Below are 18,556 nucleotides of genomic sequence, written 5' to 3'. Positions count from 1 at the left end.
CTTTAAACGTTATGAAGACAAAACATATATTTGTGACGGCGCTCGCGGCAATCACCCTGAGCAGCTGCAACGGATTCCTCGACCAGGATCCTGACTCGATATATCCTGATGAAGTCGTGTTCGGCGATGCCAACATGATAGAGTCGGTGCTCTCAAACCTCTACAGCCGTGTTAACTACGGCATGAACCTCAACGACAGCTACAGCTTCACCTACATCGACGAGGCTGCGAAGATGGACGGAGGTCCGGACGAGCGGTCAACATATGAGGACAACCTGTGGCGGGTGTACGACTATGAGTTCGTGCGCGACTGCAACCAGTTCCTTGCGGGACTGAAGAAGTCGTCCGCACTGTCAGAGGCGGCTAAGAAACCGCTCGAGGGTGAGGTGCGCTTCCTCCGCGCATGGTGCTACTTCAACATGGTGCGCAGCCTTGGCGGCGTGCCGCTGATGGGCGACGAGGTGTTCGCCTACAACGGTCCGCAGGATGTGGGCAAGCTCACAAGGAAACGCTCCACGGAGGCTGAGTGTTACGACTACATCATCAGCGAGTGCAAGGCTGCCGCTGAGATCATGAGCACTTCCACCAACACCCATTCGGCACGTGCCAACAAGTGGACGGCTCTCATGCTGGAGGCGCGCGCGGCTGTGTATGCTGGCTCGCTCGCCAAGTACAACAACAAACTCGACAGACCCATAAAGACCGCCGGAGGCGAGGTGGGCATTCCAGCCAATCTGTCTGAAGGATATTATAAGACTGCCCTTGCCGCAGCCAGGGATGTCGTAAAGAACAGTCCCTACTCGCTGCAGGACACAAAGGAAAACAAGGGGGAGAACTTCTACAACGCCGTGTGCATAAAGGACAACAACACGGAGGTGATATGGAGCCGCGACTACGACTCGCCCACAAGCACCGTGAGTTTCTCCAACGCCAACATCCCGTCACAGTTCAAGGAAGACATAGACAACAGCTATGCCGGACCGACGCTCAACATGGTTGAGATGTTCGAGCCGCTGCAGACCGACAAACCCGGTGAGGGAGAGCCTGTGAAGACCAAAAACGCCGACGGCTCGCCGGTGTTCTACAAGACCGCAAGCGCACCGTTCGACTCGCGCGACCCGCGTCTCTACGGCTCTGTGCTCTATCCGGGCGGAAAGTTCCGCGGCGCGCCGTGTCTGCTCCAGGCAGGACAGGCTTATCAGGAGAACGGTGTGTGGAAGTTCCGCACGGGCGACCTCAACTCTGTCGATGCCGACGGCAATGTCATAACATCCATAAACGGACCGAAGTACAGCAACCAGCAGTTCATAAACAAGACGGGATTCTATTTCCGCAAGTTCCTCGACGAGTCCGCAGGTTCGTCGCTGCGCAACGGTGCCCGCTCCGACATGTGGTGGGTCTACTTCCGCATGGCTGAGGCTTACCTCATAGCCTGCGAGGCATCCTTCGAGCTCGGCGACAACGGCAGCGCGCTCACCTACATAAACGCCGTGCGCAAACGCGCGGGGGTACAGCCTCTGACCACAGTCACCTTCGACAACATAGTGCATGAGAACGCCGTGGAGTTCGCATTCGAGTTCCACCGCTGGTGGGACCTCAAACGCTGGCGTCTTGCCGACAAGATTTTCAACGGCAACAGCAGCGACCGCAGGGCACGCCACCGCATGCTGTGGCCCTATCTCGTGGTAGACCCGGGCAACCCGCACAACGGGGAGTGGATGTTTGTGGAGGACTTCTACTGGATGTCGCCCAACGCCCGCTACTTCCAGGCAAAGAACTACTACAACTTCATAGACAACAGCTGGATTGACAAGAACCCGCTGCTCGTGAAGAATCCCTATCAGTAAGGAGTGAGGAATGTATAGGGATATAAAGGTGAGAAAGCATACTGTAAGTGAAATTTAAATACAAAACGCAAAAGATATTATGAAAAAGATATTGTTCAACATAGTGCTCGCGCTGGCTGCCGCAGCGGGTCTGAGCTCATGCGGATACGACAACTTCGACGAGCCTGAGACAACGTTCACCGGAAGCGTGAGGTATAAGGGTGAGAGCCTGCAGCTCCGGGGCACGTCGGGAGCGGTGTGCGTGCAGCTCTATCAGGTGGGCTTCCCGCTCAAGTCGCCCATCAACGTGTATGTCAACCAGGACGGAAAGTTCTCCGCCAGAGTGTTCAAGGGGCATTACAAGCTTGTCACCAGAGACAACAACGGACCGTGGGTCAACTCGCGCGACTCCATTGACGTGAACGTGAAGGGCGCGACCAACGTCGATATAGAGGTGAAGCCGTATTTCCTTCTGGGCAACGCCACCGCCACAGTGAGCGGCAACACCGTCACGGCTACGTTCAACATCGAGCGCATCGTGGACGACGCTGCCATCGAGAGCGTGTATCTCTGTTTCGGACATACAATGCTCTGCGATGCCGCGCAGAACGATTTCCGCATCGACATCCCTGCGTCTGACCTGCATGTAGGGCAGAACTCCGTCACGCGCACATTCACCGACGCGCAGATAAAGAAGATGAAGAGCATCGGCTACACACGTCTCGTGACGCGCATCGGACTGAAGAGCACCGCCACATCGGAGTGCATCTATTCGCCCGTCATCACGCTGAAGTGACGCCGCACACAGGTTTTTAGCCGGGATAGGGTCACCCGTTCCGACACCGTGTGTGTCACTCATGGCACCGCACATGCGAAATTAGTGCTTTACATAACAGTTTATCATGAGGGCGTGTCAGATATATACCTGTCTGATGCGCCCTCTTTTTCTCAGGTCATGAGGTGTGACGCTTTTCCCAATCATGACAGGTCATCACACCGCCACCGCCTCTTTCCCGTCCAACCGAAGATTATTCATTCCCATCACGTCCTGCCGCCATCAAGTAAATGAGCAGGAATCCAATCACAATATCCGCTGCCTGCAAAAGTAGAGACGCAAAATCTTGCGTCTCACAAGCAAGGATGCACAATAAACTGAGGCGAAATATGCCTGTCATTGCTGAGTTTGTTGCACGGGAGACGCAAGATTTTGCGTCTCTACTGGGCATGCGCCATTGAGCGGGTAATGAGGAAATGGCAATTGCTCGGTACATACCGGAATGCATGAATATACGGTTCCGGCAGTAAAAAATCTTTACAAAATAAAATCGCGAAACAGGAAATGCGAAGGCACTAAAACCGTATAAAAAGCGCATACGGACTCATTCCACCGGTGCGCAGGTCCGTTCTTTTGTGCGGAAAAGCCTTTCCCGGTTTTCCAAAACACCGTTCCTGCATGCCTGAACACATCCTTCCGCCACCTCGAAAAGGCTTTTCCGCAATCCCGATAAGCCTTTCCTGCATGTCGGGAAAAGCCCGTCCGTGTCATATTTGAGTGTATCAGACTGACCTTCAGACAAATACGTAAAATGCAAATAAGCCGCGTATTTGCGCCCGCGAGCCCCTGCCGTCGGCTGCAGGACGCTCTCGCTGAGTTGAGGTTGAACGGGAATGAATAATTATGCATAAATGGCAAGGAGGAAAAGGTTGGGAAGTCCGACTATACATTCGGTCTTAGCTTCTGAATAACGGATAAGCGGCTGTTCGTGACTTGTGCTGTCGGCAAGTCTTGAACAGCCGCTTGTGTATTGTTGGGATGCGGGATTATCTCGCGATTTTCTTTCCTCCTACGATGTACAGACCGCGTCCCATGCTGTCTATATCGTCTCCCAGATAGCGTCCGTCGATGCTGTATACACGTCTGTCGGAAGCTTTTCCGTTCACGGTCACGCCGCCTATGCCGTCAGTGACAGGCTTCGACACCCTCACCTCGTCGAGGAACTGGCGCATGGACGACGCGAACTTCAGGCGTCCCTTGCCGCTCATGTCAAGCGTCATCTCACACTGCCGCCACTTCTCCTCCGTGATGTCAAACGTTCCTATTTCGGTCTCCGTGCCCGTGCTGCTGTCTATGAAGCTCACGGTCATGGTGCTTTCCTCACCGCTCCACGGACCGGCGAGACAGCTAAGCACGGCTCCCTTCTCAGCCACAAACTCCGGAGAGGTGAGCGAGCCGGGCGTGCTCTTCGTGCCGAAACGCGCGCACTGTGCTCCGGCATACTGCTTCACGCCGGTCCATCCTTCGAGGTCGGTGAGCAGGGCTGAGCCTCCCATGCCTGTCCACATGCCGTCGTTGCCTCCCTGGCTGGAGTTGTCGTCGAAGGTCTCGAGCAGCAGGTAGGCGTCGCGCTCCACCGGTGTGGAGTGGAAACGGAACGATATTGTCCCGTCAGTGTCCTTCTTTATGTCCGTGACAGACATGCCGAGGCTCTTCCGTCCGTCCGCGTTCTTCGAGTACCACAGCGGTTTCGGCATCGAGATGCTGTTCAGGCAGTCGTTCCCTCCGTACGGATAGAGGTCGCCCATGATGTCGGTAGTGTCGGTCGTTGCAGAGTTGTCGGCATGGAATATGGTGCAGCGTTGTCTCTCGCTGTCGTTGTTCACGGTGTTCTCATACCACACCTTCTCGTCATAGTCCACGTGCATCGCCATGAGTCCCGACGCGAACTGTGCGGCGTCCCATCCTGTCTGGCGGCGGTTTTCAAGGATGATGAACTCGTCCTTGTTGCCGCTGTTGTATATTATGTAAGCCTCTCCGCCCTCGCTCGTGGGCTTGAGAGCCGTCACCTCCGTGTCTTCCGTCAGTTCCACTGGAGTGATCCAGCCTGCCACCCACTTCTCGTATGCGGTGTAGCCCGACGGTGTGAACCCTCCGTCGTTGTAGCTTCCGTAGTCCATGAGGTCCCATCTGTCCATGCCGAAGTTGCTCGCGCCATACTGCGATGTGTCATACATGTCGGGATAGCCCAGACAGTGTGAGAACTCGTGGCATATCGTTCCGATGCCGTCCACGGTCTCCTTGTAGTTGTCCCTGTCGTCGAGAGTCATCTCGCAGCTGCACGCATAGGTGTTTATGTCCACGTTGTCGAGATTGAGCTTGCTGCCGTAGTCGCTGTCGGAGAGGGTCCACTTGTGGGGCCATATGGTGTCTTCCGACCCGCCTGACGCCTCGCCCATTCCGGCGTAGAGGGCGAACACCTGGTCCACCTCGCCGTCGCCGTCCCAGTCATAGTCGGCGAAGTTCACCTCACCGTCTATCGCCTTGCACGCCTCGGCTACCATCTCGCCCGCACGGGCGTCACCGCTTATCCCGGCGTTCTGTCCGTAGTAAGCGTATCCGTTGGGCATTGTCACCGGACCGACGACGTCGAACTCCACATCGAACACACCGTTGCTCTGTGCCTTGAAATAGTCTCTCACACTGCCGTGGAAACCGTCCTCCGTCGTGAATCCAGGTTCGTTTGCCACGCCTTTGTAGAATGTGAGGTCGTGAGAGTCCTTGAATTTCTTGTCGCTGAACTGCACAAGGATTATCAGTCCCTTCTTCTTTCCCTCGAACACCTTGCCCGTTCCGCCCGCGAGCTTGCGCGCCCTTGCGCGGTTGGCGTTGTCGAACACCGCCCGGCGCGCCTTGGCATGAGCTGCCAGAACGGTCTTTTCCACCTTTGTGTACACACCGCCTGACCCGATGACATAGCAGTCGCCGCTCTCCGACTGATAGTAGTGCACGATGTCGTCTCCCGTCAGTCGGGCGCGCACTTCCTGTCCGTCAGCCAGGCGCAGGGTTTTCCAAAGCCCCCGCTTGGCTGGAACGGCAGCCGCTCCGAGTACAAGCGAGAGCATGACAGAACAAATAAAAAGTCTTTTCATATCTACAAATGTTCGAATAAATAAGCCTTTTGGTAAAACAGCCACAAAACTACAAATTATTTACTAAATATCGTATAATAGTTACGGATATACGTGTTTTTTCGTAATTTTGCCTTATAAATAATCCAAAAACCGAACAATTGAGAATGAAAAGACAACATTTCATACTGCCTTTGGCATGTGTGGCGGTGCTCGCAGGATGCTCCGCACGCAGCAACACCGACGACGCAACATTGCAGCAGATTCCGTTCCAGCAGGTGACTCTGGAGGACAACTTCTGGCTTCCGCGCCTGAAGACACAGAAAGAGGTGCTCGTGCCGTTCGCGCTCGACAAGGTGCGGCCTGCCATGGACAACCTGCGCAAGACGGGAAACTGGCTTCACGGGGTGAAGGACGAACTGCCTTTCCCCCACCGCTACGTGGCGTCAGACCTCTACAAGGTGATGGAGGGGGCGGCTTATCTGCTCACGTTGGAGAGGGACGCCGCGCTCGAGCACACCATGGACAGCATCATCGACCTCATAGGGCGCGCCCAGCAGGACGACGGCTATCTGTATGAGGCGCACACCACGGGTGTCTCCGCAAACCACGAACACTGGGGCGGAGCGGGCATGGGCGACCGCCCTTACTCGTGGGTGGTGCATAGCCATGAGCTCTACAACATGGGGCACATGTATGAGGGAGCCGTAGCCTACTGGCAGGCAACGGGCAAGGACAAGTGGCTGAGGATAGCCGAGAAGAACGCGCGGCACATAAACCACGTGTTCTTCGAGGGCGACCCGAATTACAACGGAGGCAAACCGGTGAACCAGGCACCGGGACATGAGGAGATAGAGCTTGCGCTGGTGAAGCTCTTCCACGCCACGGGCGACACGCTGTATCTCAACATGGCGAAGCGTTTCATAGACATACGCGGAGTGACATACCGCCCGGACGGCGACGGGGTGATGAGCCCGAGCTACGCCCAGCAGCATCTTCCGGTGAGACAGCAGACAAAGGCTGTGGGTCACGCCGTGCGAGCCACATATCTCTATTCGGGCATGGCTGACGTCATGGCGCAGACAGGCGACACCACGCTGCGACCCGCCCTCGACAGCATCTGGACCAACATCGTGGACACACGGATGCACATCACCGGCGGACTGGGAGCCGTACACGGCATCGAGGGATTCGGTCCTGAATATCTGCTTCCCAACAAGGAGGCTTACAACGAGACGTGCGCGGCTGTGGGCAACGTGATGTTCAACTACCGCATGTTCATGGCTGAGAAGGACGCCAGATACATAGACGTGGCTGAGGTGGCTCTCTACAACAACGTGCTGGCGGGCGTCAGCCTCTCGGGAAACAGGTTCTTCTATGTCAACCCGCTCGAGACCGACAGCCGGCAGGCGTTCAACCAGGGTGTGAAAGGTCGCTCGCCGTGGTTCGGCACGGCATGCTGCCCGTCAAACATAGCGCGCCTCATACCGCAGATTCCGGGCATGATGTATGCCTATACCGACGATGACATATACTGCACCTTCTATGCCGGCACATCCACGGTGATACCGCTGAAGAAGGGAAAGGTGAGCCTGAGCCAGCAGACTGAATATCCGTTCGGCGAGACAATAAGTTTCGAGATAAGTCCCGAAGGCGGCAGCGGCAGGTTCGCCCTCCACCTGCGCATCCCCACATGGACCGGCACGCAGTTCGTTCCGGGCAGGCTCTACTCGTATGCCGGTGACAGCCGCGCCGCATGGCAGCTGCTGGTGAACGGTGAGGAGGTGAAGGCTGTGCCAGAGAAAGGCTTTGTCACGGTCAGCCGCACATGGAAACGGGGCGACCGCGTGGAGCTACGTCTGCCCATGCCGGTGCGCTTCAACAGGGCGTTGCCGCAGGTCGAGGCTGACAGAGGACGGCTCTGCGTCACGCGCGGACCGCTCGTCTACTGCGCCGAGGCGGTGGACAACGCCGCCATGCCGGCAAGCTACGTGCTCTCGCCCGACGACGCGACAGGTGTGAGGAAAGCCTCGGACGGACCGCTCAAGGGCATCGACTTCGTGACGGTGGAGGCGCGCTCGGTGCAGGACGGAGCCGACGGCACCCTCACGATGGTGCCCTACTATGCGTGGGACAACCGTGGCGACGATGCCATGACTGTGTGGATGGCAGACAACGACAGCCTTGCGAGGGCGTCCATACCGGTCATCCCGGAATACATCTCCGACGTGAAAGCCACGCACACATTCGAACAGGACGACGTGCTTGCCATGGTGACGAACGGCTACCCCGCCTCTTCGCACGACACGTCCATACCGCGCTGGACAAGCTGGCCAGAGAAAGGAAGGGAGCAGACCGTCGAGATGACTCTCAAACGTCCGCTCAGGCTGCAGAGCCTCTCGGTGTACTGGTATGACGACAACGGCGGGGTGCAGGTGCCGCAGTCGTGGACTCTCGAGTACAAGGCTGACGGACAGTGGAAGCCTTTCCCCATCTACGTCACCGACGAATACCGCGTTCTGAAGGACCAATACAACATGGTGCACCCCGGCGAGGACATCACGGCGGAGGCGTTGAGGCTCCACATAGTGCCTGAAGCCGATGCGGCGGCAGGCATACTGAGCGTGCAGATAGAGGAGGTGAAGTGAGACCGGCGTGAGGTCTCGCCTCACTTCGGCTCCGGCTTGTACATACGGCATCTGATCACCTTGCGGTTTTTGTCGGCTATCCAGCACGATGCGAGTTTCGGAGACTTCAGACCAGCCTTCTCCCAGCCCTCCCAGTATATCGTGACATGATGGTAAATGTCCTCCGGGAGCGTCCCTTCCGGTATCTCGTCCTTTTTGAAAGCCCTGTATTTCTCCGGTATCCAGTCGTATTTCAGAAACTTGAATGTGCTCTCGCCGATAGTGGGATATATCTCGCCGACGTCTCTCATGTCTGTCCAGCACTCGCCTTTCTTTGTGTGATACACCAGATGGTTGAGCGCGATGCCGGTGAGTATCCTTATCCGCTCAGCCTTTTTGAGCGAGGCGACAGACTTCCCGTACGCATACTTCTTGCCGCGCAGCTGCCCGTCGGTGGGTATCTCGTACTTCTTGGGATGGCGCGGAGCGTTCCTGAATATCTCCGCTGTCGGAACCTTGTCCTTCATGTCGAAGTTGTTGCCGTAGACTGTCACGTCATACGTCGCCGACGAAAGCAGCACGTTGAGGTTCTCTTCCATAAGGGCTGATGCAGGACGCCCTATCTCCGGCTCGGTGTCGTCAAAAACGAAAGGATAATATTCCTTGCCTATGATGTCTATATCATAAATGTATCTGTCGGACGGTGCGAAAACCCTTAACACACTGTCCTTTTCTTTAGGATGAAGAAAGTTATATATCCATTCCACGTAACTCCCGTCGAAATCATTCTGATATATGAGTGCGACAGACTCCTTACCAATATTGCTGTCGTGAAAGTAATCCCTCATCCTCGCCGTTATCACACTGTCGCGCTCGTGCCACGGCATCTTGCTGAGACGTGTCTGGGCTTGCGCAAGAATGCCCTGACACAGGAATAATAGTATAAAGAGGTGTTTCATAATGTGTTTTTTTAGGTTATGAATATCCGCTAATATAGCGATAAATGTGCATACCGTGCTTGCAATATGACATGAATTGAGATGAGATTTAACTTAATTTGCCACATGCCTATGATTTTATTACATTTTATGACGGTTTTTAACGTATAGCGGATGAGGCGTCAGCACGGGATGAATGGAAAAATGTAATTGTACAGGGAAGTGTGTGTGGGGATATGTGTAAAACACTATCGCACTCACTTGCACATTTTTTTGTATTAAAATAATGATGGCGTCAGCCCAGTAGAGACGCAAAATCTTGCGTCTCCCGAGCAAAAGATGCGGTAATGACAGGCACATAATCGCCTCAGTTTATTGCGCATCCTTGCTTGTGAGACGCAAGATTTTGCGTCTCTACTTTGGTTTGCCCATATATAATATCGCGTTGTTTACATGTATAAGGCAGAGTCAATGGCTCAATAAGGTCTTGCTTTCGGATTGCGGACACCTAATTTCGTATAAAAATGCAAAGGCGCGGACGGGTGTGCATATTTATCCATCGGCAATTCCGCGAGAGTAGGATATTTTCGTCGTAAGAGCATTGCGGACGCGAATACGCGGGTTTTGCGCGGTTTGGGTAAGGTATTGACAGTCAAAGGAGTGTGTGTTTTTGCGTTGCAAGACAGTGTTTGCCGGGTTGCGGAAGAGCCTTTTCGGTGTCGCGATACGGGCTTTCCTGTGGTGTGGGAAAGGCTTTTCTACTGTGCGGAACGTGCTTTCCTGTGGTGCGGGAGGATGGTCGTGGCGAGCCGATATTGTGAGGAATATCCGCCGGAGTGGTTTTTATGGCGGTGCGGAAGGTATGGAGGAGCAGGTGAGGATGGTATAAATGCTTGCCCGGAACGGTTTTTATTCTCTCTTTTGACAGTAAAAAATGTAATGATTTTTTACTGTCCTTATTGCATAAATATTCATTTCCGGCAATGCCGCGCTGCTATGTTTTCACATCCGTATATCCGTCCCGCGCGCTCGTCCGGATGTTTTGTGATGCCAAAGACACATATCCATGAGCAGTCTATGGCATTGAAATGCGTGCAATGAAATGCTGATGATGAATGCGTTTATCACTCGTGAGACGCAAGATTTTGCGTCTCTACTTTAGCTTGACAGCGTGTTTAAAGATTGATATAACAATGGCGTCAGCCAGTAGAGACGCAAAATTTTGCGTCTCCCGTGCAAAAAACTCAGCAATGACAGGCACATAATCGCATTTGTTTATAGCCCATCCTTGCGTCTCACGAGCGACAAACACCCTGACAAACCACATATTATTGCGCACCTTTCACAGGGATATTCCAACACGGGAGACGCAAAATTTTGCGTCTCTACTTAGGTTTGACAGCTGGTTCAGGACTTGAAATGGCGATGACTCGAGCCTGTGTATGCGCAAAATCTTGCGTATCTTGTGTAATGTTAAAGTCTATTCTGAATAACAATATTGATTGTATTACAGGAAAATAGTTGACAAAAGGTAATGTATTAACCGTTTTTATTTAAATTTTATTAAATAAAACACTTTTCCCGTTTTATATTAACCGCTGCATTGAAATATTTGTTACATTTGCCTACATAAGCCTGATGATAGTCACCAGGCAAACCTAAAACTACAATATTATGGTAAAACAATTTTTTATCGCCATGTTAGGCACAGTCTTGTTTTCTACTACAACCGTTTCAGCACAAACCATGAAGGAGGCATATTTTTATGGAGAAAAAGCAGGCAAAAGTCTGAAGACTCCATGCAAAGGTGAGTGTGTAAGAATCTGCGCACACATAACCTATAACATTGGAGATATAGGTCCTATCGGTGGTGGTGCCCCCGTAGATCCTACCAGAGCGAAAGTCGCTCCGAGACAGAAGCAGACCACGGTGACAGTTACGTTGGAAGATGCAGACGGTAATGTCATAACAGAAGAACGGAGAACCTATGTCGGCAACGAAAATGCCGTAATGGAGGAGATTGACAGAGAGATTATTGAGAATGGAGGTATTGCGGAATAAGGAGAGGAAAAAATCATGAGAAAGGCCATAACATTATTATTGGCAGTGACCCTCTCGCACTTATACTCAGGAGGTCAGACCACTGACCTCCTGAATTCGTATGAGGAGGGAGAGCTTCAGGTGCGCCAGAAGCCGGGAAGCGACCGCCTGCTGGCGGACTGGCTCGACGCTGCCGGCGTGAAAGAGGACACTGTGTATGCTTTCTTGTTTGTTCCCGGAAGCTGTCCGCGATGCGAGAGCAGCATCAGGCTTTACCATAAAGAGTTACGCAAGACGGGCAGGAAACTGATGCTCATCAGCGTAATAGGCGACAAGGAGACTGCCGACTACTACAACCGCAGGAAGGGTTATGAGCCAGACTACGCCTTGTGCGACTCTACAGATAGATACAAGGGCATATTCAGCTTCAACAATGTGGACCTCGGCGGACTCTATCTGCTCAAGCTGGCGCGCTCCGGACGCATGGTGACAGGCATCGAGGGATCGTCGTTCGACGACAATTTGTTCACCCAGCTCACGGCGCGCAGAGAGCCTCTACCGTATCATGACTTCGTGGAGAAGGCTACGGGAAGCGTGCAGACAGAATATGTCTACACCGTGGAGCAGGCGAAGCCTCACGCCATGAGCATGGTGCGCGACTACAGGCTGAATGTCTCAGCCGACGCTCCGCTGTGCGAGACGTTCAGCAATCCGTGGTTTGACGGCAGGGAGTTCTACTACACCGACGAGCTTGTCGCCGGCATGCCGATATACAGGCTCGGCTCTCGGGGCAGCCTCGACCTTGTGGACGTGATGCGCCCGGCGGACAGTGAGCGCAACGCTTTCATAAAGCTTGACTCCGCAGACCTGCGACTCATGGCGTCGAACGGCGGAGTGCACTACATTCCGTGCAACGCCGCACCGCTCGACGAGGGACACATCGGACTCTCCTATTCGCTCCCGCACATCTTCTACGAGACTCCCACAAAAATGGCATACTATAATGAGGCATGCGTGCTCTCGCGCCGCAAGGACGGGCTGACGCCCGACTCGCTTACCGATTTCGACTTCGACACAAAGCGCGACGGCTATTTCTACCAGCACTTCCAGTTCAGCTCCACAGGCGGAAAACTGATAGTGGGATGCGGAAAACTGACGTGGCCCTACGACATGGAGGAAGAGGAGTACCGGGGAAAGGCGGGCATGGACCCGTTTGACGAGTCGTTCTACAGCGTGCAGAACCCTTTCATGGCTGCCTTCGACAGAAAAACGGGCAAGCTGCTGTTCCGCTTCGGCAACCTCGACGACATCGCGCGCAAGACACGCACGGGATATTACTTCTTCGATCCTGTCTCGGTGGTGTGCGGAAACGAGCTCGCATATACCGACACTTACTCCGGAAAGGTGTGTGTGGCAGACACTGCCGACCTGGCAAAGACAAAGGCGAGATACACGGTGTTCGCCATAAACGATGACGACATGACGCCGCCCGACACGGCAAACTTCTACTCCTTCGCGGCTGCGAAGGCTTACATGGGACTGCTCTGCCGCGGCATCATGGACATGAGGCTAACGCCCGACAGGCTGTTCTGCATGGTGAAATATGGCGATCTGTCCACTCCCAACGACCCGAAGCAGCGGTTCACATTGGTGGAGGTGGACCGCAAGACAGGCAGACGCAGGGAATGGCTCTATCCGGAACCTGAGGGACGCACGGTGTTCACACGCGGACTGTACACCGAAAACGGCAAGGTAAGACCCTACGAGGTGCTCAAGGGAGGCGACGGACCGGTGATAAGGGTGTTCGCCGCAGACTGACCCACAGGGACGCATCTGCTCAGACGTCGAGCCGAAGCTCGTAGTCTGTGACGTCGAGCGTGCGTCCCATTTTCACGCCCACGCCCTTGAAGTGAGACGCCCGGAAGAAACCCAGCTTGCGGTGCATGGCTATGCTCGGGGCGTTGCAGCCCGTGATGCAGGCTATGAGCACGCGGCAGCCCTGACGGCGGCAGCGGTCTATGAGCACACGCATGAGCGCGGTGCCCAGTCCGCGGCGCACGCAGGCATGGTCAGCATATACGGTCGTCTCCCACGTCGCGGCATAGGCGGCGCGCTCTTTCCACGGATGGGCATAGGCGTATGCCACGACCTCTCCGTCTTCCTCTGCCACTATGTAAGGGTGGGTGGCTGATATCGCCCGCACGCGGGAGCTCATCTGCTCCACGGTGAGAGGTTCGGTCTCGAACGTCTCCACACCGTTCACTATATACCAGTTGTATATTTGCGTTATCCGGGCTATGTCTCTGTCTTCTACGTCGCGTATCATCGTCCACGTTTTGTTATTAWAAAAAAATGAGGGAAAGTCTCACTTTCCCGCCACTATCCTCTTTATCTCGTTGAGTTTGTTAAGAGCCTCGACAGGCGTGAGGTTGTTGATGTCGAGCCCGAGAATCTCGTCGCGTATCTGGCAGAGCACCGGGTCGTCCAGCTGGAAGAAGCTCAGCTGCATTCCCTCGCGCGTCATGTTCAGCCTGTCTGCCGAAGGTTTGGCGACGCGCCCAACCTGCGAGTTGTCCGCCTCGAGCTCTTTCAGTATGACACCGGCGCGCTTCACTATGCTGCGCGGCATGCCGGCAATCTCCGCCACGTGTATTCCGAAGGAGTGCTCCGAGCCTCCGCGCATGAGCTTCCGCAGGAAGATGACCTTTCCGTCGACCTCCTTCACGCTCACGTTGTAGTTCTTTATCCGCGCGAAGTTCTTCTCCATCTCGTTCAGCTCGTGGTAGTGTGTGGCGAAGAGTGTGCGTGCCCGCGCCTTGGGATGCTCGTGCAAGTATTCCACTATAGCCCACGCTATGGATATGCCGTCGTATGTCGACGTGCCGCGTCCCAGTTCGTCGAAGAGCACGAGCGAGCGCGGCGTGACGTTGTTGAGTATGTTTGCCGCCTCGGTCATCTCCACCATGAAGGTGGACTCGCCCAGAGATATGTTGTCAGACGCGCCCACACGTGTGAAAATCTTGTCCACCATACCTATCCGCGCGCTCTCCGCCGGCACGAAGCAACCCGCCTGCGCCATGAGCACAATGAGCGCGGTCTGGCGCAGAAGGGCGGACTTTCCCGCCATGTTGGGACCTGTGATGATGACAATCTGCTGGCGTTCGGTGTCGAGCTCTATGTCGTTGGGCACATAGGTCTCGCCCGCAGGCAGCTGCGTCTCTATCACCGGATGTCGTCCGCCGCGTATCTCCAGCACGTCGTCGTCTGTCACCACCGGTCTTACATATCTGTTCTCCTCCGCCGTCTTGGCGAAAGAGAGCAGACAGTCGAGCCGCGCCACGATGTTGGCGTTTATCTGTATCTGCGGTATGTATTCGGCTGCGGCGGTGACGAGCTCGCCGAACAGGCGTGTCTCCAGGGCGAGAATCTTCTCGTCGGCTCCCATTATCTTCTCCTCATACTCCTTCAGCTCCTGCGTGATGTAGCGTTCGGCGTTGGCGAGAGTCTGCTTTCTCACCCATCCCTCCGGCACCTTGTCCTTATACGTATTGCGCACCTCGAGATAGTAACCGAACACGTTGTTGTAGCCAACCTTCAGTGACGCTATGCCCGTCCGCTCCGTCTCGCGCTCCTGTATCTGCATGAGATAGTCGCGTCCGCCGCGCGATATGGCTCTCAGTTCGTCGAGCTCGGGCGAGAACCCGTCGGCTATCACGCCGCCCTTGCTCACGAGCTGCGGAGGGTCGGGCTGTATCTCGCGCTCTATTCTGTCGCGCAGGTTCTCGCAGAGATTCATCTGCGCGCCGATGTCCTCAAGTATGCTGTTGCCCGAATGGCAGCACGCCGACTTCAGCGGAGCCATCGCCTGAAGCGCGGTACGCAGCTGTACGAGCTCGCGCGGAGACACTCTCCCCACGGCTACCTTCGATATGATGCGCTCTATGTCGCCCATGCGGTGGAGCTGCTCGTCTGCCATGAGGCGGAAGTCGGGCTTGCGGAAGAAGTGCTCCACCACGTCCAGGCGATCCTCTATCTGCCTTACGTCCTTCAGCGGGAACACCGTCCACCGCTTCAGCATGCGTCCGCCCATGGGTGTGACGGTGCGGTCGATGACGTCGAGCAGCGACGCTCCGTCCTCTTGCATGGAGTGGAGAAGCTCGAGCGAGCGTATGGTGAACTTGTCGAGCCGCACATAACGCTCCTCCTCAATGCGCGCGAGCGACGTTATGTGCGACAGATGAGTGTGCTGGGTCATCTCGAGATACTGCAGGATGACGCCCGAGGCGATGACCCCGCTGCGCAGGTGCTCCACGCCGAACCCCTTCAGCGAGCGCGTGCCGAAGTGGCGCAGCAGCTTCTGGCGTGCGCTCTGCTCGGTGAACATCCATTCGTCCAGCTCGAACACACACCATCGGGAGCCGAACCGTTGTTCGAACTCCTGCCTGCACGATTTCTCATACAGCACCTCCTTGGGTTGGAAACTGCCCATCAGTTTTTCCACATAGTCTGCCGTGCCCTCACCGGTTAGGAACTCGCCGGTGGATATGTCGAGAAACGCCACACCGCATGCCGACCGCCCGAAGTGTATCGCCGCCAGGAAGTTGTTCTCCTTATAGTTGAGCACGTTGTCGCCCATCGCCACACCGGGAGTGACGAGTTCGGTTATGCCACGCTTCACGAGAGTCTTCGTAAGCTTCGGGTCCTCCAGCTGGTCGCATATCGCCACACGCCTGCCAGCCCTGATGAGCTTGGGCAGGTAGGTGTCGAGCGCATGATAGGGAAAGCCCGCCATCTCCGTAGTCTGACCTCCGTCGCGCGAGCGTCCGTTGCTGCGCCGCGTGAGAGTGATGCCGAGTATCTTCGACGCAGCTACGGCATCCTCGCAGTAAGTCTCGTAGAAGTCACCGCAGCGGAACAGCAGCAGTGCGTCGGGATGCTTCGCCTTGAGGTCGAAAAACTGTTTCATCATCGGCGTGAGGCCGTCATCTTTCTTTTTTGCAGACATGTCGTTGTATGGTTTTTCAATACGCAAAATTAAACAAAATCAATGAAAAACGATAATCTGACGGCAACATTAAGCGGACGGCAGGGATTTATTGCAGTCACGTTGACGCCCTCATCGCTTCATCCGCATGCCGTCCTGCTGCCGTCATCTTGTCTTCCGTTTTTGTCCTATCCGTCATGTTGCATATTATACAAAAGACGAATAGCGGCATCGTTTGCCTAATCTCGCTTGCCCGGCAGTCTGTCTATAAGGTTGTCGTAAACAGACCTGTAGGCTTCGGTCGGGTCAAAGTGTATCTCTGGACGGAGCAGAGGAGCTACGTCGGTTATAAATTCGCTGTCGTTCATCTTACCGTTCATGTTTAAGACAAATTCCTTATAAGAAGGCGCCCGTTCTACCACGAACTCCATGTAACGCCTATAACACTCGAGCACTTTTTCAATATTGAGGTCTCCTTGTGCCAAGGCGCAGCTGATGTCAAACAGGTCACGTCCTTTTTTACGCTGATAAAGGGCTCTCATCTTCGTGCCGATGAGTTCTTCCAAGTGGTATGTTGCTATTTCTGTCTCACCGCTGAACCATGAGTTTCTCATCTTGAATGTAACATGGTTTAGTCCCATCACATTGAAGTGCTCAAAGCAATTGATTTCAATTTTCAACCGTATCTGCTCTACCGGCAGCACTTCTGACTCGAACTTAAAGTACATCTTGTTGCTGTGCCGCTTTTGTGCTGTGCTGCGGTTTGGCAAACAATCAAGCACTTCTCCCAACCGAAACATGATTGGTTTGATTGGTCCCGGATTGATCTGCACAAGGTCTATATCCTCGCTATACCTCGGTTGGGGTGAGAGATAGAGCTTGTGAAGTGCCGTGCCACCGCGGAAAGCGAGGTTCGCACGCAGAAACTCATCACTGAAGATACTTACCAACGCCCGGCAGATAACCAAGTCCTGTTCCACCATTTGAGGCGATTTCCATGGTACAGTCTCATTCCATTCCCTTATCGCTCTTTCGTATATCATAATTCGTCTGTTTCTATCCGGGTGTTGACAATGAGCTTCCACCGCTTGTCTGTCACGTGTGATTCCCCGCACGGTTTACCTGCCTTGAGAGGTGTCTTACGGAACTTTATGCCCAAATCCTTGCAAGCGTCTTCCACCCATCGGGCATGCTCATCGTATGAAAGAATGTTCAGGATGTATCCGAATCTTTGTATTACGGGAACAGGATATGTCTTCAGCAAGCCGTAGTCTGCCGTGGAGAGGCTGAACGATTCGTCAAGTTCTGCGATAATCTCTGCGGCACGGCTCATTCCGCCTATCTTACTTTCCATGTTAATAATGTCGAGAGCGGTCATCAAAGGCGATGATATGTTCATCATGCCGGTCTGTGTCTTCACCTGACGGACGTAAACCTTCGGAATGTACTGTCTTTGTGAAAACACCAGTTTTGTTCCGTTCTTGACTCCATCACGCAGCGATTTCCCCGAAGCCATTACGTAGTAGGTCTGGCTGCGCTGGTGGGAGGCACCATAGATTGTGGCAGCCGAGAGAAGGCATACATAGTAGTCACGGTGCAGATACTTCATCAGTTCGTCGATATAATAAGACGGTGGAACCTCTCCTTTCAGCCTGTATTCAGTCGGGACAATGACGTAGAATGTCTTCCACGGAGAAATTATCAAGCCGTTGTCCTGCATTCTGGATAATGCGACACGTATTACTTCCTTGCTGACAGCGGGATAACTCTTCTTAAAGTCATCTAAAGAGAAGAACACTTGTCCACGTATGCTTCTTTCGTATATCCAATTCGTATAATCAGAGTATTCCATACAAGTATCATAAATTGCATCAGAACTGCAATAGTTATCATTATTTGTTAACTTACGCAGTTTGATTGCAAATGTACAAAGACTTCGGAATACCTGCAAGGGAAGGAGCGACAAACGTGAGGCAAATCATCAATCAGTATGTGAAAGTTTATGCGGCATCACACGGCGAAATGATAAAAAGGTGACTTTTCATTAACGTTCATCGCTAAGCATTTATAATACAAAGCCGGCAACAAGCATGTGTTTTTGCAGGTTTTATACGTTGTGGCGGTCTTATTGTTATGTGATAATGACTCCGAGGGGATATGCCTGACGGCACGTATCGCCATGCGTAAACAGCCGTTGTGTCAAAAAACACGCGCGCTATTGCCGCTTTCTCAAAA

At 54.1% G+C, this 18,556-nt stretch carries 12 protein-coding genes; 6 read left to right on the top strand and 6 right to left on the bottom strand.

Annotated elements, in window-relative coordinates; all coding sequences use genetic code 11:
- Window positions 1-11: 11 nt before the first annotated feature.
- Window positions 12-1,847 carry a RagB/SusD family nutrient uptake outer membrane protein gene (locus BN4609_RS11590; protein ID WP_068856808.1) on the top strand — a complete coding sequence of 612 codons (1,836 nt, stop codon included), beginning with the start codon at window positions 12-14 and terminating at the stop codon, window positions 1,845-1,847.
- Window positions 1,848-1,926: 79 nt separating this feature from the next.
- Entirely contained in the window at window positions 1,927-2,622 is a 696-nt protein-coding gene (locus tag BN4609_RS11585; RefSeq protein WP_068856807.1) for a DUF3823 domain-containing protein, read from the top strand.
- Window positions 2,623-3,647: 1,025 nt separating this feature from the next.
- Here the strand turns inward: BN4609_RS11585 and BN4609_RS11580 are convergent.
- Window positions 3,648-5,753, bottom strand: a complete 2,106-nt coding sequence (locus BN4609_RS11580) for a M6 family metalloprotease domain-containing protein (protein ID WP_068856806.1) — start codon at window positions 5,751-5,753, stop codon at window positions 3,648-3,650.
- Between the two features lie 146 nt (window positions 5,754-5,899).
- Here BN4609_RS11580 and BN4609_RS11575 point away from each other — a divergent pair, with 146 nt between their 5' ends.
- Complete coding sequence (locus BN4609_RS11575; RefSeq protein ID WP_068856805.1) at window positions 5,900-8,380, top strand: glycoside hydrolase family 127 protein; 2,481 nt, start codon at window positions 5,900-5,902, stop codon at window positions 8,378-8,380.
- 20 nt (window positions 8,381-8,400) lie between these two features.
- On the opposite strand, the gene BN4609_RS11570 is transcribed toward BN4609_RS11575, so the two are convergent.
- On the bottom strand, window positions 8,401-9,318 hold the full coding sequence (locus BN4609_RS11570; RefSeq protein WP_068856804.1) for a hypothetical protein: 918 nt from the start codon (window positions 9,316-9,318) through the stop codon (window positions 8,401-8,403).
- Between the two features lie 649 nt (window positions 9,319-9,967).
- Between BN4609_RS11570 and BN4609_RS16620 the strand changes: the two genes are divergently transcribed.
- The 3 genes from BN4609_RS16620 to BN4609_RS11560 all read left to right on the top strand — a co-directional run bounded on the left by BN4609_RS16620 (window position 9,968) and on the right by BN4609_RS11560 (window position 13,155).
- Complete coding sequence (locus tag BN4609_RS16620; protein WP_164071669.1) at window positions 9,968-10,186, top strand: hypothetical protein; 219 nt, start codon at window positions 9,968-9,970, stop codon at window positions 10,184-10,186.
- 785 nt (window positions 10,187-10,971) lie between these two features.
- Entirely contained in the window at window positions 10,972-11,358 is a 387-nt protein-coding gene (locus tag BN4609_RS11565; RefSeq protein ID WP_068856803.1) for a hypothetical protein, read from the top strand.
- A 15-nt stretch (window positions 11,359-11,373) separates the two neighbouring features.
- Complete coding sequence (locus BN4609_RS11560; RefSeq protein WP_164071668.1) at window positions 11,374-13,155, top strand: hypothetical protein; 1,782 nt, start codon at window positions 11,374-11,376, stop codon at window positions 13,153-13,155.
- Window positions 13,156-13,174: 19 nt separating this feature from the next.
- On the opposite strand, the gene BN4609_RS11555 is transcribed toward BN4609_RS11560, so the two are convergent.
- The 4 genes from BN4609_RS11555 to BN4609_RS11540 all read right to left on the bottom strand — a co-directional run bounded on the left by BN4609_RS11555 (window position 13,175) and on the right by BN4609_RS11540 (window position 18,173).
- On the bottom strand, window positions 13,175-13,663 hold the full coding sequence (locus tag BN4609_RS11555; RefSeq protein WP_068856801.1) for a GNAT family N-acetyltransferase: 489 nt from the start codon (window positions 13,661-13,663) through the stop codon (window positions 13,175-13,177).
- 39 nt (window positions 13,664-13,702) lie between these two features.
- Window positions 13,703-16,342 carry a DNA mismatch repair protein MutS gene (mutS, locus tag BN4609_RS11550; protein ID WP_068856800.1) on the bottom strand — a complete coding sequence of 880 codons (2,640 nt, stop codon included), beginning with the start codon at window positions 16,340-16,342 and terminating at the stop codon, window positions 13,703-13,705.
- Between the two features lie 218 nt (window positions 16,343-16,560).
- Entirely contained in the window at window positions 16,561-17,364 is an 804-nt protein-coding gene (locus tag BN4609_RS11545; protein WP_068856799.1) for a nucleotidyl transferase AbiEii/AbiGii toxin family protein, read from the bottom strand.
- Window positions 17,361-18,173: a type IV toxin-antitoxin system AbiEi family antitoxin domain-containing protein gene (locus tag BN4609_RS11540; RefSeq protein WP_068856798.1), complete on the bottom strand. Its 813-nt coding sequence runs from the start codon at window positions 18,171-18,173 to the stop codon at window positions 17,361-17,363. The genes BN4609_RS11545 and BN4609_RS11540 overlap by 4 nt, the downstream gene beginning before the upstream one ends.
- Window positions 18,174-18,556 lie beyond the last annotated feature (383 nt).

The sequence above is a fragment of the Leyella lascolaii genome (assembly GCF_900079775.1).
Lineage (GTDB): Bacteria > Bacteroidota > Bacteroidia > Bacteroidales > Bacteroidaceae > Prevotella > Prevotella lascolaii.
The sequence above is the reverse complement of the archived record's forward strand: the minus strand, read 5'-3'. Positions and strand labels throughout refer to the sequence as shown.

What these genes read in the sequence shown, in the direction of transcription:
- BN4609_RS11585 (WP_068856807.1), top strand. Translation starts at nt 1,927, where the DNA reads ATGAAAAAGATATTGTTCAACATAGTGCTCGCGCTGGCTGCCGCAGCG.
- mutS (WP_068856800.1), bottom strand. Translation starts at nt 16,342, where the DNA reads ATGTCTGCAAAAAAGAAAGATGACGGCCTCACGCCGATGATGAAACAG.
- BN4609_RS11565 (WP_068856803.1), top strand. Translation starts at nt 10,972, where the DNA reads ATGGTAAAACAATTTTTTATCGCCATGTTAGGCACAGTCTTGTTTTCT.
- BN4609_RS11560 (WP_164071668.1), top strand. Translation starts at nt 11,374, where the DNA reads ATGAGAAAGGCCATAACATTATTATTGGCAGTGACCCTCTCGCACTTA.
- BN4609_RS11570 (WP_068856804.1), bottom strand. Translation starts at nt 9,318, where the DNA reads ATGAAACACCTCTTTATACTATTATTCCTGTGTCAGGGCATTCTTGCG.
- BN4609_RS11575 (WP_068856805.1), top strand. Translation starts at nt 5,900, where the DNA reads ATGAAAAGACAACATTTCATACTGCCTTTGGCATGTGTGGCGGTGCTC.
- BN4609_RS11545 (WP_068856799.1), bottom strand. Translation starts at nt 17,364, where the DNA reads ATGATATACGAAAGAGCGATAAGGGAATGGAATGAGACTGTACCATGG.
- BN4609_RS11580 (WP_068856806.1), bottom strand. Translation starts at nt 5,753, where the DNA reads ATGAAAAGACTTTTTATTTGTTCTGTCATGCTCTCGCTTGTACTCGGA.
- BN4609_RS11590 (WP_068856808.1), top strand. Translation starts at nt 12, where the DNA reads ATGAAGACAAAACATATATTTGTGACGGCGCTCGCGGCAATCACCCTG.
- BN4609_RS11540 (WP_068856798.1), bottom strand. Translation starts at nt 18,173, where the DNA reads ATGGAATACTCTGATTATACGAATTGGATATACGAAAGAAGCATACGT.
- BN4609_RS11555 (WP_068856801.1), bottom strand. Translation starts at nt 13,663, where the DNA reads ATGATACGCGACGTAGAAGACAGAGACATAGCCCGGATAACGCAAATA.